Here is a 13,600-nt window from a genome sequence, read left to right on the forward strand (position 1 = left end):
GGCGGTTCTAGCCTGATCGGATTGGACTTGTCTCTCCCAACCGCCTAACTCGGCAAGATGAGTTGCGCATCCGCCCTGATCGACCGTCACGGCCGTGCGATCCGCTATCTTCGCATATCGGTGACCGACCGCTGCGACCTGCGCTGTCGCTATTGCATGTCGGAGAAGATGCAGTTCCTCCCGCGCCACGCCGTGCTGAGCCTGGAGGAGATCGCGCTGATCGCGGAGCGGTTCATCGCCGGGGGCGTGAACAAGATCCGCCTGACCGGCGGCGAGCCGCTGATGCGTCGCGACATGATCGACCTGGTCCGCCGACTGGGCGCGCGGATCGGCGACGGGCTCGACGAACTCACCCTGACCACCAACGGCACGCATCTGGTACAGCATGCCGAGGCGCTGGCCGACGCGGGCGTGCGCCGCGTGAACGTCAGCATCGACAGCCGCGACCCTGAGGTGTTCCGCCACATCACCCGCCACGGCGACGTGACCCGGGTGCTGGACGGGATCGCTGCGGCACAGGCGGCGGGCCTGCGGGTCAAGCTCAACATGGTCGCGCTGAAAGGGCTGAACGACGGCGAGTTCGCATCGATGCTGGCCTGGGCGGTCGAGCGCGACATGGACCTGACGCTGATCGAGACGATGCCGCTGGGCCAGATCGACGAGGATCGCGCGGACCGCTTCGTACCGCTGGGGGCCGTGCTCGCCGATCTTCAGGCCAGCTTTCCGCTGGTGCGTGATTCGCATGATTCGGGCGGTCCCGCGCGCTATTGGCGGGTCGAGGGAAGCACGACGCGCCTCGGCCTGATCTCGCCGCTGACCGCCAATTTCTGCGCCACCTGCAACCGGGTCCGACTGTCGACCGATGGAAAGCTGCACATGTGCCTCGGCCATGAGGATTCGGTCGATCTGAAGGCGGCGATTCGCGACGGCGGGCTTGCCGAAGTCGATGCGCGGATTGCCGAAGCGCTGGGCGCGAAGCCCGAGCGGCATGAGTTCCGGATCGAACGCGGCGCCGCGCCCGCCGTATCGCGTCACATGAGCGTCACCGGCGGATGACGCACTGCGCACTGGTGACATCGCCGACCCTGCCTGCCCAGGCGGCTGCGGAAGAATTGCGTTCGGCCTATGACTGGGTGCCGTTCGAGGAAGCCGAGACCGTGGTCGCGCTGGGCGGCGACGGCTTCATGCTCCAGACCTTGCACCAGATGCTCGAGACGCGGCGCATCGTCCCGGTGTTCGGCATGAACCTGGGCACCGTCGGCTTCCTGATGAACGAATGGCGGCTTGAAGGGCTGCGCGATCGTCTCGCCCGCGCGAAGCCGTTCAAGGTCTCGCCGCTGCGGATGAGCGCGACGACGATCCATGGCGAACGGTTCGACCTGCCCGCGATCAACGAAGTGTCCTTCCTGCGCGAGACGCGGCAGACCGCGAAGCTGGAAGTGACGGTCAACGATCGGATCGTCCTGCCCGAACTGGTGTGCGACGGCCTGCTGGTGGCGACGCCGGCCGGATCGACCGCCTATAACCTGTCGGTCCAGGGTCCGATCCTGCCGCTGGGATCGGGGATGCTGGCGATGACCCCGATCAGCCCGTTCCGTCCGCGACGCTGGAGCGGCGCGATCCTGCCGGAAAAGGCGCGAATCGGCGTGCGCGTGCTGGAAGCAGACAAGCGGCCGGTCAGCGCCGTCGGCGACCAGCGCGAAGTGCGCGAGGTCGCCCATGTCGAGATCGCGATCGACCCGCTTCGCGACCTGACCCTGTTGTTCGACCCCGAGCACGCGCTCGACGATCGCATCACGATGGAACAATTCGTCGCTTGAGCGGCTTGCATCCATCGAAAGCAGCGCTATAGAGCGCCCTCCGGCTATTCCCTGATAGCTCAGCGGTAGAGCTCTCGACTGTTAATCGAGCGGCCGTAGGTTCGAATCCTACTCAGGGAGCCAGCCGGCAAAATGCGCAGGTGCCCCAGGGCGCGCGTCGTTCCCTGATAGCTCAGCGGTAGAGCTCTCGACTGTTAATCGAGCGGCCGTAGGTTCGAATCCTACTCAGGGAGCCAGCCTTCCCTCTTCCTTTCCGGCATCGGCCCTGGTCGGCGCATCCACATCGCCTGGACCGAGCAATGGCTGCGGCGAAGCGAGTTGAGCTTTGCCGACCCGGCTCTATCATCGGCCCTCAACGCGGTTTCGGGGGTAGAGTGGCGATCGACTTGAAGGCGGTGGAACAACTGGCCACCGACCAGGCATCGCTGAAGGCAGCCGCGGGACTTGCGAAACCGGGCAAATGGTCCGGCGCGGCCGCAAGCCGCGACTCCGCATTGATCTGGGGCGAATGTGCCGGTTCGGGCGCCAATCCCTATCGCGTGATGGCGGATCTGCGCGACATGGGAAGCAAGTGCACCTGCCCGTCGCGCAAGTTTCCCTGCAAGCATGTGCTCGCGTTGCTCTGGTTGAATGCAGAGGGGATCATCCCCTTCCCGCCGGACGAGACGCCCGAATGGGTGACCGACTGGCTCGGCCGGCGGAGACCGGGCGCGGGTGCGCCGAAGCCGGCCCCGGCGTCGGATCCGGACAAGAACCTGCTCGCGGCCCGCACCGCAGATCCCGAGCCGGTCGAGGACGAAAAGGCGGCGGCCCGGCGGGAAGCCGCGTCGATCAAGCGCGCCGAGGATACGGAACGCGCCATTCTCGACGCGCTTGACGCGCTCGAGCAATGGGTTGGCGATCAGTTGCGGCTTGGACTCGCCGGCTTTCTCGATGACGTGACCGCACGGTGTCGGCGGATCGGCGCGCGGCTGACCGACGGCAAGGCGGCGGCGCTGGCGGGTCATCTGGACGAGGTTCCGGCACGGCTGCTTGCATTGCCGGTGGGCGACCGGGTTCGCGGCGCCGCCATCGAGCTTGCCCGGATCACCCTGCTTGCGCGCGCCTACCGCGCCGCGCCGAAGGATCCGGAGTTGCGCAGGGCGGTGGCCACGACCGAAAGCCGCGAGGTCCTGCTGGCGAATCCAGACGCCCCGCGCGTGACATCGAGATGGGAAGTCCTCGCCGAAAGGGTTCTCACGCGGCGCGACGGCCTCGTCTCCCAGACGACATGGCTGCTCAACCTGGGCGAAGGCCCGCAATTCGCGATGATGCGCGACTTTTTCCCGGCAAGCGCGGGGCGGCGCGGATCGGTGTTCACGCCGGGCGACCAATTTGCTGGCGAGCTACTCTTCTACCCCGGCCGGGCGCCATTGCGCGCGCTGCTCGTCCAGCGTGAGGCCGCCCCCGCCGGGCAGGCACCGTCCGACTGGCCGGTTGCCGCAACGCCCTTGGGTGAGATGCTCTCCCGGCCGCTGGTGGACGAACCCTGGACGACGGAGACGCCCGTCCTGCTTCCGTCCGGCCGCATCCTGTTCGATGCTGCCCGCACTGCATGGTGGTCGCCTGATGACGGCGAGGCGGCGCTTCCGATCTCCGGGGAAGTCGAGGGGCTGATCACGGGCACCGCCCTGACCCGCACGGCGGCTATCTGGTCCGGCGGCCGGCTTGAAATCCTGGCCGCCCGGTCTGGCTGGGGGCGTATTGCCCATGGCTGACGCCATCCTCGATACGCTCGGCAGCGTTCTGGCGCGCTGGACCATGGGCGGCAGTGCGGTTTCCGCAGCGCCCGCGTCCTGGCGCCCCGTACTGGGGGATGGCGACGGCGAGGCCGAGCTGCGGCTGCTGGCATTGTCCGGCCAGTTCCTCGGCGCGCTTGCCGTTGCGGAACCGTCCGGCGACCTTCAACCGCTGCGCGACATCCCGCGACTGTCATTGCCGGCGATCGACGACGCGCTTCGTCCGCCCCTGCGGCGCGTGCTCGCGCAGCTTCGTGACGCACGGACGCGACTCCATCTGCTCGATTTTCTCGGCCGGCGCGGCTGGACGGTCCATCCGGGCGACTGGATGCCGGGTGAAGCCGACGAGGTGCCCGACGTCTATGCCCCGTGGCAGGACTGGGCGACGAGCTCGGGGCAGGCATCGCTCACCGCCGACCTGCTGAGTGCCGACACCTGGGACGACTATGGCCCCGCCGCGCGGCTGTCAGCCTTTCGGACGCTCCGGCGCCGCAACCCCGCCATCGCGAGTGCACTGCTTGCGGAGAAGGTCGAGGGGGCGGCAGCCGACCACCGCGTTCGACTGACCGAGGTTCTGAGCGAGCGCCTGTCCGACGCCGATGCACCGGTGCTCGACCTGCTGATGCGCGATCGGGCGCCGCGCGTGAAGGCGCTGGCGGCCTCGCTGTCGGCGCGCCTGGGCCGGGGCGAGGTCAGCGGCGAGGACAGCGCGGAACTGGCGGGCTTCTTCACGGTGCAGACCAGGGGATTGCTGCGTCGCACCCGCGTGATCGCGTTGCAGGAATTGAAGACCAGCGCCCAGAGCAACCGCCGCGCCGCCCTGGCCGAATCGCTGCCGCTTGCAACGCTTGCCGCGTCGCTTGGCATGTCGATGGCGGAACTCGTCGCCGCCTGGCCGGTGGGACAGGACAGGAATGCCGATCACCTGCTTGCGATCATGGCGGCGCGATCCGCCCCGGACCCCATCATCGTCGCCGTCGTCGATGTGCTGACCGCCAATCCGGACCTCTATCCCCATACGCTGACGCCGCTGCTTGACCGGCTGACGCCGGACCAGCGTCGACAGGCAGCCATGCGGGTCGTGCGGACCAACACCTCCTTTTCCGCCACGCTGCCGATCGCCGGCGGCGCCGGAGAACTCGACGACCTGATCCGCACGCCCCCTGGCACGGCGTTGATCGACTCCCTGAAGGCCGAGGGAAACAGGAGCGCGGAACAGGCAGTCGAACTGATGTGCCTGGGACTGATTGCCTCCCGCGCCGGTGCGCAGCAGGCGCTCGACCGGCTCGCCGCGTCAGGATTGATCGCCTCCGACCCGAGGCTCGACATGCTGCGACTGAACGTCGCGCTCGAAGACAAAGGAGCATCCAGATGAGCGAAAAGCTGCGCCTTCCCGCGGAGCAGACCTATGCGGGCGAACTCGCCGCGCTGGCCGCAGGGGACGCCGACCGGCGCCCGCCGGGCTGGTCGCTGTCGCCCAAGCTGGTTGTGACCTATCTTATGGGCGGCACGGCTGCGGACGGCACGGTCATCACGCCCAAATATGTCGGCGACCGGCGACTGATCGAAACCGCCGTGGCCACGCTTGCCACGGATCGCGCACTGCTGCTGCTGGGCGTGCCCGGCACCGCCAAGTCCTGGGTATCGGAACATCTCGCCGCCGCGATCACCGGCGACTCGACGATGGTCATCCAGTGCACCGCCGGCACCGACGAGAACCAGGTCCGCTATGGCTGGAACTATGCCCAGCTTCTGGCCCATGGCCCCAGCCGGCAGGCGCTGGTCCCGACCCCGCTGATCCGCGCGATGGAGGGCGGGAAGCTCTGCCGCATGGAAGAGCTTACCCGGATGGGCAGCGACGTGCAGGATACGCTGATCACCGTGCTGTCCGAAAAGATGATGCCGGTCCCCGAACTGAACGAGGCGGTCTATGCCCAGCGCGGGTTCAACATCATCGCGACGGCGAATAATCGCGACAAGGGCGTCAACGAACTCAGCTCCGCGCTGAAGCGCCGCTTCAACGTGGTCGTGCTGCCGCTGCCCGACAGCGCCGACGAGGAAGTTGCGATCATCGTCAAGCGGGTCGGCGAGATGGCCCAGAGCCTGGACCTGCCCGAACCGAAGAATGTCGCCGAGGAAGTGGCACGGGTCGTGTCGATCTTTCGCGAGCTGCGCTCGGGATCGACCGAGGATGGCAAGGTGGCGCTGAAATCCCCCACCGGCGGGCTTTCGACTGCCGAGGCGATCGGGGTCATGGTCGGCGGGATCAGCCAGGCGACCTTCTTCAACGACGGCAGGCTGACACCCGAGACGCTGGCCGCCAACATGATCGGCGCGGTGGTGAAGGACCCCGTCCAGGACCGGGCGGTGCTGGGCGAATATCTGGAAACCGTGCTCAAGAAGCGTCGCGGGTTCGAAGGCTATTATGCGTCGCTCACCGAGCTGATCTGAACCCATGACCGCCGAAGTCTCGCTGTTCGGAATCCGTCATCACGGACCGGGCTCGGCCCGCCGGCTGGTCGAGGCGCTGGATGCGCTTCGCCCGGCGACGGTCCTGATCGAGGGGCCAGCCGACGCCTCGCACCTGCTGCCGATGCTCGCCGACCCGGGGATGAAGACCCCGGTGGCGCTGCTGACCTATCCCGAGGACGATCCCGCGGCGGCCAGCTTCTTCCCGTTCGCCGATTATTCCCCCGAATATCAGGCGGTCCGCTGGGCGGTCGCGAACGAGGCGGCGGTCCGCTTCATCGACCTGCCTGCCTCCGATCGAAGCGGCGCGCATGGCGGCGGGATCGAGGAGGAAGGATCGGCGATCGCCGACGACGATCCGATCAGCAACGACCCGATCGGCACGCTTGCCGCCGCCGCCGGCTATGACGACGGCGAATCCTGGTGGGCCGACGTCATCGAGGAGAATCCGGCATCGACCCCCGTTTTCGCCGCCGTGGCCGATGCGATGACGGCGCTTCGCGACGAAGCCGGCGCCCTTCCCGCGCGGGAGGCAGCGCGCGAGGCGCATATGCGCCTGGAGATCGCGCGCGCCGCCAGGGAAAGCGACGGCCCGGTCGCAGTCGTTTGCGGTGCCTGGCACGTCCCGGCACTGGGCGAGCGGCACAGCCTGTCCGCCGATCGCGAGGTCCTGAAGGGCCGGGCAAAGGCCAGGATCAAGGCGACCTGGGCACCGTGGACCGCCCCGCGCCTGGCGCGCGCCAGCGGCTACGGCGCCGGCGTCGTCGCTCCCGGCTGGTGCGCGCATCTTTGGGACAGCCGCCATTCCGAAAGTCGCGACTCGATCTGGCTGGCGCGGATCGCGCGGGTGATGCGCGAGCGCGGCCATTTCGTCTCGACCGCATCGGTCATCGAGGCGCAGCGGCTGGGCCATGCCCTGGCCGCCTTGCGCGACCGGCCGCATCCGGGGTTCGAGGAACTGCGCGAGGCGGCGATTGCCTGCCTGTGCAATGGCGAGCCCGCGGTGTGGCGCGACATCGCTGCCGAGCTGCTCGTGGGTTCCGCAGTCGGGGCGATCCCCGACGATATTCCGCTGGCGCCGCTGCTGGAGGATCTCCAGCGACAACAGCGGGCGACGCGGCTCAAGCCCGAGGCGCTCGAACGCGCGCTGACGCTCGACCTGCGCAGCGACAGCGGCCTCGCCCGCTCGACATTGCTCCACCGGCTGGCGGCACTCGACGTGCCCTGGGGCAGGCTGGCCGATGCGGGTCGCAGCCGCGGCACCTTCCGCGAGAACTGGACCCTGATGTGGGAGCCCGAATATTCGGTTCGGCTGGTCGAGAATCTGGTTCATGGATCGACGATCGCAGACGCGGCCGCCGGACGGCTGGCAGAGGCGATGCAGGACGAGTCCGATCTCGGCAGGCTGGCCACATTGGTCCGCAACGCGATGACCGCCGACCTGCCGCGCGCGGCGGATACGGGGATCGCACTGCTCGAACGACGCGCGGCGCTGACCAGCGATTGCCAGGCGCTGCTCGACGCATTGCCGCCGATGGCCGACATCCTCCGCTATGGCGAGGCACGCGCGGGCTCGGCCGATCATCTCTCCTCCCTGATGCCGCGGATCGTGGTTCAGGCCGCGCTCGCCCTCCCCTATGCCGCGCGCAATCTCGATGCCGAGGCGGCGGGCAGGCTGCGCGCCTCGATCCTGGCCGGCGAACGCGCGATCCAGCTTGCCCAGCTGGACGCGGACGTGACCGCCGCATGGCATGACGCGCAGCGCACGCTGCTCGCCGACGACCAGGCCACCCGGCTGGTCGCCGGCGCTGCCGCCCGGCTGCTGTACGAGGCCGAACTTCTGTCGGCCGAGGATGCCGCCACGCTGCTGGGCCGCATGCTGTCACCCGGCACCCCGGTGGCCGAGGCCGCCGGCTTCTTCGAGGGATTTCTGGAAGGGGCCGGCCAGCGGCTGATCCACGACACGGCGCTGCGCGACGCCGTCGATTCCTGGCTGGCGGCACTGGAGGAGGAGGCATTCGTGAACAACCTGCCGCTGTTCCGCCGGGTCTTCTCGGCGCTGGACCGCGCCGAGCGCCGCAGGCTGGTGGATGCCGCACTGGGCCGGGCTGGGATAAAGGCCGGCGGCTATCGCCTGCTGCCCGGCGCCTCCGCGCTATGGCCCGCGCATGAGGCGCGGGTGCTCGCGTTGATGGAAGGGGGTGCGCGATGAGCGACGAGGAACGCGCCCGCCGCTGGACGCTCGCGCTGGGCGCCGACGAGAGCGATGCCGCCCCCTCGCTGTCCAACAGCGACCGCCGCATGTCGGACGCCCTTTCGGCGCTGTACGGCGATGGTGAGGATACGAAAAAGGGTCGCGGCGGACTGGGCGGATCGGCCCCGCGGGTTGCGAAATGGCTGGGCGACATCCGCGAATTCTTCCCGTCGCCCGTCGTCCAGGTGATCCAGAAGGATGCGTTCGATCGCAAGGGCCTGCGCCAGATGCTGCTCGAGCCCGAGTTCCTCGCGACCGTGGAAGCCGACGTCAACCTGGTCGCGGACCTGATCGCGCTGCGCAGCGTGATGCCGGAGAAGACCAAGGAAACCGCGCGCGAGGTGATCGCCAAGGTCGTCGCCGAGCTGATGAAGCGGCTGGAGGCGCGCACCGCCGATTCCATACGCGGCGCGCTCGATCGGTCGCGCCGCACCAACCGGCCGCGCCATTCCGACATCGACTGGCCGAGAACGATCGCCAGGAACCTGCGCCATTACCAGCCCGAGCATCGCACGGTCGTGCCCGAACAGCTGGTCGGCTTCATGCGCCAGCAGCGCCGCCTGATCGATCTGGACGAAGTGATCCTGTGCGTCGACCAGTCCGGGTCGATGGCCAGTTCGGTCGTCTATGCGTCGATCTTCGCGGCGGTGATGGCATCGCTGCCGGTGGTCGCGACCAAGCTGGTCTGCTTCGACACCGAGATCGTCGACCTGACGGAGGAGCTGGCCGATCCGGTCGAGGTGCTGTTCGGCGTCCAGCTGGGCGGCGGGACCGATATCGACCGGGCGATCGCCTATTGCGAGGACCGGATAGAGCGCCCGGGCAAGGCCCATCTCGTCCTGATCACCGACCTGTATGAAGGGGGCGATGCGGAGTCGCTGGTCGAGCGGCTCATGCGGCTGGTGGCGTCGGGCGTCAACGTGATCGTCCTGCTGGCGCTCAGCGACAGCGGCCGCCCGTCCTACGACCCGAAGCTGTCGGCGCGGGTGGCCTCGCTCGGCATTCCCGTCTTTGCCTGCACGCCCGACCAGTTCCCCGAGCTGATGGCCACCGCGCTGCGACGCGAGGATGTCCATGGCTGGGCAGCCGACCGGGACATCAAGCTCGTCCGCGCCGACGACTGATCTGCCAGGACGGAGCCTCCATGCGCCAGACCTCGACCCGTCTGACCCTCGCCACCCGCGGCCAGGGGCTGCACGAGATCACCCGCGACATCGTCCGCTGGGTCGATGCCCAGGGCATGGAAGAGGGGCTGCTGACGGTCTTCTGCCGCCACACCTCGGCGTCGCTGCTGATCCAGGAAAATGCGGCGCCCGAGGTGCGTAGCGATCTGGAGGCCTGGGTCGCACGGCTGGCGCCCGAGGGGCCGGGCTATGCCCATGACGACGAGGGACCGGACGATATGCCGGCGCATCTGCGCGCGGTGCTGACGGGCGTCCAGCTGTCGATCCCGCTGATCGGCGGGGCGCTGATGCTGGGCACGTGGCAGGGAGTCTATCTGTTCGAGCATCGCCACCGCCCGCATCGACGGGAGGTTGCCCTGCACCTGATGGGCGAGTGAGCCGGCCGCCCCGCGGCGCGATCTCGCGTCAGGCGCCTTGCGGGGCGGACGCCTCGGTCGACGGACGCGTCGAGTGCATCACCGCGCGAAGCTGTTTGCGGATGCCCGAGCCCGCCAGGTGAAGATCGACGCCGGCATGTTTCTCGGCGACCAGGATCTTGCGGATATCGGTCAGGGTGCGGCACCTGCCCTGCTCGGCAAGCTCGAAGGCGCGCTCCACAGTACCCATCGCGCCGCTCACAGCCACAAGGTCGGCGCAGTACGGGCAGCCATCGCCGCCGCGCGCCGTTCATATTCTTCAGCGAGGCGAAAATGCGCCAGCGCGGCGCTGTTGTCCTCGCAGCAATTGCCCACCTCACGCTCGCGCTTCGCGCGTCGCATATAGTAAGCCAGGTCTTCCCGATCAGACATAGGGTCCTCCGAAAGCCCGCCCGCGCCTCAGTTTCTACGCAAATTCCCTGCTGGGCGATCTAACACTTGTAAGATTGGCGATCGGCTCGTCGCAAAACGGGCGCCTCCGTCCCGCAAAAACCTCACCTATATCAATAAATTAGTTCACCGGGCCCGATGCGTCGGCCGCGGTGACGTCGAGCGAGGCATCAAGCGACGCGAGGCCGGGCCGCCTGCCCGTCCGTTCGCTCATCCCGCGCGCATCGGGGCGAGCGGCGTCACGTTGAGCTGGATATAGACCGGGTCGAAATCGGCATATTCGATCAGCCGGGCCCAGCTCAGGATCTCGACCACGCCGCGCTTCAGCCGCACCAGATCGGCGGCCTCCAGCACCCGCAGCGTGCGATTCACATGCACCGCGGTCAGTCCCAGCATGTCGGCAAGATGATGCTGCGTCGCGGGGAAATCGAACGACATGCGCTCGGTCACCTCGCCCAGGCGATAGCGATAGGCCATCTCGCAATAGAGATGCGCGAGCCGCACGCTGGCGGTCCGCCGACCGACATTGACCACCCATTCGGACAGGATCGCCGCATCGATCACGCATTCGCGCCACAATGCCTGCGCGATCGAGGGATAGCGCGCGGCGATGTCGCGGATCGCGCCATGCGGAATCTTCACGACCGTGGTGGTCGTCAGTGCCTGGAGCGCCGAGGTGGCCGAGGGCGAGACGACCGAATGAAGATCGGCCATGTCGCCCGGGATGTGCAGCGCCGTGATCTGGCGATTGCCCTCACGACCCTGCCCGAAACGGCCGGCAAGGCCGTGGACGATCAGGCAGGCATGATCGACATGCTCGCCCAGTTCGACGAAATCCATATGCGCCGGAATCTGCTCCGCGCGCACCGGCAGGGAGAGGATGGCACTCTGTTCCTCCGCAGTCAGCACCGATCGGCGGCGGACCTTGTCGAGAAACTGGCCGAGTGAGTTGTAGGAACGCGTCATCGGGGCTCGTCTGGCGGGTCAGGGCGTACACCGCTCATTCGATAAACCTGCCAGCAAAAATATAACTAATGATAGAAACGCGCCTAACACGCGTTGGTTTCTGCACGGCGTCGGGGTCAATCGGTAAATAATGAAGAAATCGGTTCGGCCGGGCAACCTATCGCAATCCGTTGCATTGATCCGCGATGCCTCGGTATTTCTTCGACCTCCTGGACGAGATCGTGGCGATCGACGACGAAGGCGCCGACCTGCCCGACCTCCAATCCGCCCTTGCCCGCGCGCGGGAGGAGGTGCGGGTCCTGGCCGGCGAGTCGATCATCATTCATGGTCGGCTGGTGCTGGGCGATCACGTGCGGGTCCGCGATGCCGAAGGAGAGACGGTCGCCACGGTTCGCTTCGGCGACGTCATCCGCATCCAGGACACGCGCTGACGCCAGAGCATGTTCAAGTTGACCGTATACGGTCAACGACTTGGAAAATGCGGCATCGAAAATACTAGAGCCGGGTGAAGGCGAAGCGGTCGCGGATATGATCGTTGAAATAGATGCCCTTCGAGTCCGCCGCGCGCATCCCGGCTGCCAGTCGCTCCGGCACGTCAAGATAGCGATAGCGCCGGCCACTGACGAAGCGGATGTCGAGCGCCCGGTCGCGCTCGTCATAGCTCCAGTCACGGATGACGCTCGACGGCATCGGCCACCAACGCCTTGCCGCCGCCCGCGTTGCCTGCGATGTTCGCGCGATGAGCGACCTCGACGCCTTCATCACCGGCCTGCCCAAGGCCGAGCTTCACCTCCACATCGAAGGCAGCCTCGAGCCCGAACAGATGTTCGAGTTCGCGCAGCGCAACGGCGTGGCGATCCCGTTCGCCTCGGTCGAGGACGTCCGCGCTGCCTATGAATTCTCGAACCTCCAGGACTTTCTCGACATCTATTATGCCGGGGCCGACGTGCTGCGCACCGAGGCGGATTTCCGCGACCTCGCGCTGGCCTATTTCGACCGGGCAGCAGCCGACGGCGTCGTCCATGCCGAAATCTTCTTCGATCCCCAGACGCACACCCATCGCGGCGTGCCGTTCGGCGTCGTCGCCAACGGCCTGCTCGCGGGGATGGACGAGGCGCAGCGCAAGCACGGCCTGACCTCGAAGCTGATCCTGTGCTTCCTGCGCCACCTGGACGAGGCGGACGCGTTCCGCACCCTCGAACAGGCCCAGCCCTGGCTCGACCGGATCGACGGGGTCGGCCTTGATTCGTCCGAGATGGGCCACCCGCCCGCCAAGTTCGAGCGGGTCTTCGCCGCCGCCGGCGCGATGGGGCTCAAGCGCGTCGCGCATGCCGGCGAGGAAGGACCGCCCGCCTATATCCACGAGGCGCTGGACCTGCTGCAGGTCGACCGGCTCGACCATGGCAACCGCGCGCTGGAGGATCCGGCGCTGGTCGCACGGCTGGCGCGCCGCGGGATGACGCTGACGGTGTGCCCCTTGTCGAACGTCAAATTGTGCAACGTCGCCTCGGTCGACGTACACCCGATCGACCGGATGCTGAAGCTGGGCCTGCGCGCGACGGTCAATTCGGACGACCCCGCCTATTTCGGCGGCTATATCGGCGAGAATTTCCGAGCCATCGCGCAGGGCCGCGGACTGGACCGCGACCAGCTGGCCACGCTGGCGCGCAACAGCTTTCTCGGATCGTTTCTCGACGACGATGCGGTTGCTGCGCATCTCGCGCGGCTGGACGCCTATCTCGAGGTTGTGTGATGGAGATCGTCTTCACCCCCTTCACCCATGCCGAGATGGTCGCGGGGATCCAGGCGATCGCCGCCGCGGCGGAGGCCGATGACTGGCGCCCGTCGCTGCTGGTCGGGGTCGGACGCGGCGGGCTGACCCCGGCAGTCTATCTGTCGCACCGGATGGGACTGCAGCTGGTCTCGATCGATCACAGCGCGCGGATCGCGCAGTTCGGCGAGGAGCTGGTCTCGGTGCTTGCCCAGCGCACGCGCGACGGCGACCGGCTGCTGTTCGTCGAGGACATCAACGACAGCGGCCGCACCATCGGCGAGCTCCGCAGCGCGCTGGCGGCGCGGGATGCCGATCTCGATCTGATCCGCTTCGCCGTGCTGCTCGACAATATCCGCTCGGCCCAGCAGGTCGATTATCGCTTCCGCGAGATCGACCGTTCGGTGACCAAGGACTGGTTCGTCTTCCCGTGGGAGGCGATGGCGCCGGATTCGGCACTCGCCGCCGATGCCATGGAGGTTCCCTCGCGGATCGCATGAGAGGTTCGTTCAGCCACCGTCAATCGCAGATGTGCAACGGTTCGGCGTGAGG

At 67.6% G+C, this 13,600-nt stretch carries 15 protein-coding genes and 2 tRNA genes; 13 read left to right on the forward strand and 4 right to left on the reverse strand.

What is annotated here, in order from left to right:
• The first annotated feature begins 57 nt into the window (after positions 1-57).
• The 10 genes from moaA to TPR58_RS10150 all read left to right on the forward strand — a co-directional run bounded on the left by moaA (position 58) and on the right by TPR58_RS10150 (position 9,882).
• The gene (gene moaA / locus TPR58_RS10105; protein ID WP_346246525.1) at positions 58-1,056 is read left to right on the forward strand and encodes a GTP 3',8-cyclase MoaA; all 999 of its coding nucleotides are present in this window, start codon (positions 58-60) and stop codon (positions 1,054-1,056) included.
• Complete coding sequence (locus TPR58_RS10110; protein WP_346246526.1) at positions 1,053-1,820, forward strand: NAD kinase; 768 nt, start codon at positions 1,053-1,055, stop codon at positions 1,818-1,820. The genes moaA and TPR58_RS10110 overlap by 4 nt, the downstream gene beginning before the upstream one ends.
• A gap of 48 nt (positions 1,821-1,868) precedes the next feature.
• Positions 1,869-1,943, forward strand: a tRNA-Asn gene (locus TPR58_RS10115).
• A gap of 38 nt (positions 1,944-1,981) precedes the next feature.
• Positions 1,982-2,056 (forward strand) — tRNA-Asn (locus TPR58_RS10120).
• 138 nt (positions 2,057-2,194) lie between these two features.
• Positions 2,195-3,577, forward strand: a complete 1,383-nt coding sequence (locus tag TPR58_RS10125; protein WP_346246527.1) for an SWIM zinc finger family protein — start codon at positions 2,195-2,197, stop codon at positions 3,575-3,577.
• Complete coding sequence (locus tag TPR58_RS10130; RefSeq protein ID WP_346246528.1) at positions 3,570-4,973, forward strand: DUF5691 domain-containing protein; 1,404 nt, start codon at positions 3,570-3,572, stop codon at positions 4,971-4,973. Before TPR58_RS10125 ends, TPR58_RS10130 begins: the two co-directional genes overlap by 8 nt.
• Positions 4,970-6,049: an ATP-binding protein gene (locus TPR58_RS10135; protein ID WP_346246529.1), complete on the forward strand. Its 1,080-nt coding sequence runs from the start codon at positions 4,970-4,972 to the stop codon at positions 6,047-6,049. The genes TPR58_RS10130 and TPR58_RS10135 overlap by 4 nt, the downstream gene beginning before the upstream one ends.
• A 4-nt stretch (positions 6,050-6,053) precedes the next feature.
• Positions 6,054-8,279 carry a DUF5682 family protein gene (locus tag TPR58_RS10140; RefSeq protein ID WP_346246530.1) on the forward strand — a complete coding sequence of 742 codons (2,226 nt, stop codon included), beginning with the start codon at positions 6,054-6,056 and terminating at the stop codon, positions 8,277-8,279.
• A complete protein-coding gene (locus TPR58_RS10145; protein WP_346246532.1) occupies positions 8,276-9,445 on the forward strand; it encodes a VWA domain-containing protein in 1,170 nt (389 codons plus the stop codon). Before TPR58_RS10140 ends, TPR58_RS10145 begins: the two co-directional genes overlap by 4 nt.
• Before the next feature lie 20 nt (positions 9,446-9,465).
• A complete protein-coding gene (locus TPR58_RS10150) occupies positions 9,466-9,882 on the forward strand; it encodes a secondary thiamine-phosphate synthase enzyme YjbQ (protein WP_346246533.1) in 417 nt (138 codons plus the stop codon).
• Between the two features lie 28 nt (positions 9,883-9,910).
• Here TPR58_RS10150 and TPR58_RS10155 read toward each other — a convergent pair whose 3' ends face one another.
• The 3 genes from TPR58_RS10155 to TPR58_RS10165 all read right to left on the reverse strand — a co-directional run bounded on the left by TPR58_RS10155 (position 9,911) and on the right by TPR58_RS10165 (position 11,277).
• Positions 9,911-10,111 carry a hypothetical protein gene (locus TPR58_RS10155; RefSeq protein ID WP_346246534.1) on the reverse strand — a complete coding sequence of 67 codons (201 nt, stop codon included), beginning with the start codon at positions 10,109-10,111 and terminating at the stop codon, positions 9,911-9,913.
• An 8-nt stretch (positions 10,112-10,119) separates the two neighbouring features.
• A complete protein-coding gene (locus TPR58_RS10160) occupies positions 10,120-10,293 on the reverse strand; it encodes a hypothetical protein (RefSeq protein ID WP_346246535.1) in 174 nt (57 codons plus the stop codon).
• Positions 10,294-10,521: 228 nt separating this feature from the next.
• Complete coding sequence (locus TPR58_RS10165) at positions 10,522-11,277, reverse strand: Crp/Fnr family transcriptional regulator (protein WP_346246536.1); 756 nt, start codon at positions 11,275-11,277, stop codon at positions 10,522-10,524.
• Between the two features lie 185 nt (positions 11,278-11,462).
• Here TPR58_RS10165 and TPR58_RS10170 point away from each other — a divergent pair, with 185 nt between their 5' ends.
• Entirely contained in the window at positions 11,463-11,708 is a 246-nt protein-coding gene (locus TPR58_RS10170) for a DUF6894 family protein (RefSeq protein WP_346246537.1), read from the forward strand.
• Positions 11,709-11,772: 64 nt separating this feature from the next.
• On the opposite strand, the gene TPR58_RS10175 is transcribed toward TPR58_RS10170, so the two are convergent.
• Positions 11,773-11,967, reverse strand: coding sequence for a KTSC domain-containing protein (locus tag TPR58_RS10175; RefSeq protein WP_346246538.1), 195 nt, complete (start codon positions 11,965-11,967; stop codon positions 11,773-11,775).
• A 49-nt stretch (positions 11,968-12,016) separates the two neighbouring features.
• Here TPR58_RS10175 and TPR58_RS10180 point away from each other — a divergent pair, with 49 nt between their 5' ends.
• Both TPR58_RS10180 and TPR58_RS10185 read left to right on the forward strand, forming a co-directional pair.
• A complete protein-coding gene (locus TPR58_RS10180; protein ID WP_346246539.1) occupies positions 12,017-13,030 on the forward strand; it encodes an adenosine deaminase in 1,014 nt (337 codons plus the stop codon).
• Positions 13,030-13,548, forward strand: a complete 519-nt coding sequence (locus TPR58_RS10185; protein WP_346246540.1) for a phosphoribosyltransferase — start codon at positions 13,030-13,032, stop codon at positions 13,546-13,548. The genes TPR58_RS10180 and TPR58_RS10185 overlap by 1 nt, the downstream gene beginning before the upstream one ends.
• Positions 13,549-13,600 lie beyond the last annotated feature (52 nt).

Origin of the sequence: Sphingomonas rustica (assembly GCF_039652585.1) — a bacterium.
Taxonomy (GTDB): Bacteria; Pseudomonadota; Alphaproteobacteria; order Sphingomonadales; family Sphingomonadaceae; genus Sphingomonas; species Sphingomonas rustica.

What these genes read in the sequence shown, in the direction of transcription:
- moaA (WP_346246525.1), top strand. Translation starts at nt 58, where the DNA reads ATGAGTTGCGCATCCGCCCTGATCGACCGTCACGGCCGTGCGATCCGC.
- TPR58_RS10155 (WP_346246534.1), bottom strand. Translation starts at nt 10,111, where the DNA reads ATGGGTACTGTGGAGCGCGCCTTCGAGCTTGCCGAGCAGGGCAGGTGC.
- TPR58_RS10170 (WP_346246537.1), top strand. Translation starts at nt 11,463, where the DNA reads ATGCCTCGGTATTTCTTCGACCTCCTGGACGAGATCGTGGCGATCGAC.
- TPR58_RS10180 (WP_346246539.1), top strand. Translation starts at nt 12,017, where the DNA reads ATGAGCGACCTCGACGCCTTCATCACCGGCCTGCCCAAGGCCGAGCTT.
- TPR58_RS10110 (WP_346246526.1), top strand. Translation starts at nt 1,053, where the DNA reads ATGACGCACTGCGCACTGGTGACATCGCCGACCCTGCCTGCCCAGGCG.
- TPR58_RS10160 (WP_346246535.1), bottom strand. Translation starts at nt 10,293, where the DNA reads ATGTCTGATCGGGAAGACCTGGCTTACTATATGCGACGCGCGAAGCGC.
- TPR58_RS10135 (WP_346246529.1), top strand. Translation starts at nt 4,970, where the DNA reads ATGAGCGAAAAGCTGCGCCTTCCCGCGGAGCAGACCTATGCGGGCGAA.
- TPR58_RS10150 (WP_346246533.1), top strand. Translation starts at nt 9,466, where the DNA reads ATGCGCCAGACCTCGACCCGTCTGACCCTCGCCACCCGCGGCCAGGGG.
- TPR58_RS10140 (WP_346246530.1), top strand. Translation starts at nt 6,054, where the DNA reads ATGACCGCCGAAGTCTCGCTGTTCGGAATCCGTCATCACGGACCGGGC.
- TPR58_RS10165 (WP_346246536.1), bottom strand. Translation starts at nt 11,277, where the DNA reads ATGACGCGTTCCTACAACTCACTCGGCCAGTTTCTCGACAAGGTCCGC.
- TPR58_RS10175 (WP_346246538.1), bottom strand. Translation starts at nt 11,967, where the DNA reads ATGCCGTCGAGCGTCATCCGTGACTGGAGCTATGACGAGCGCGACCGG.
- TPR58_RS10145 (WP_346246532.1), top strand. Translation starts at nt 8,276, where the DNA reads ATGAGCGACGAGGAACGCGCCCGCCGCTGGACGCTCGCGCTGGGCGCC.
- TPR58_RS10185 (WP_346246540.1), top strand. Translation starts at nt 13,030, where the DNA reads ATGGAGATCGTCTTCACCCCCTTCACCCATGCCGAGATGGTCGCGGGG.
- TPR58_RS10130 (WP_346246528.1), top strand. Translation starts at nt 3,570, where the DNA reads ATGGCTGACGCCATCCTCGATACGCTCGGCAGCGTTCTGGCGCGCTGG.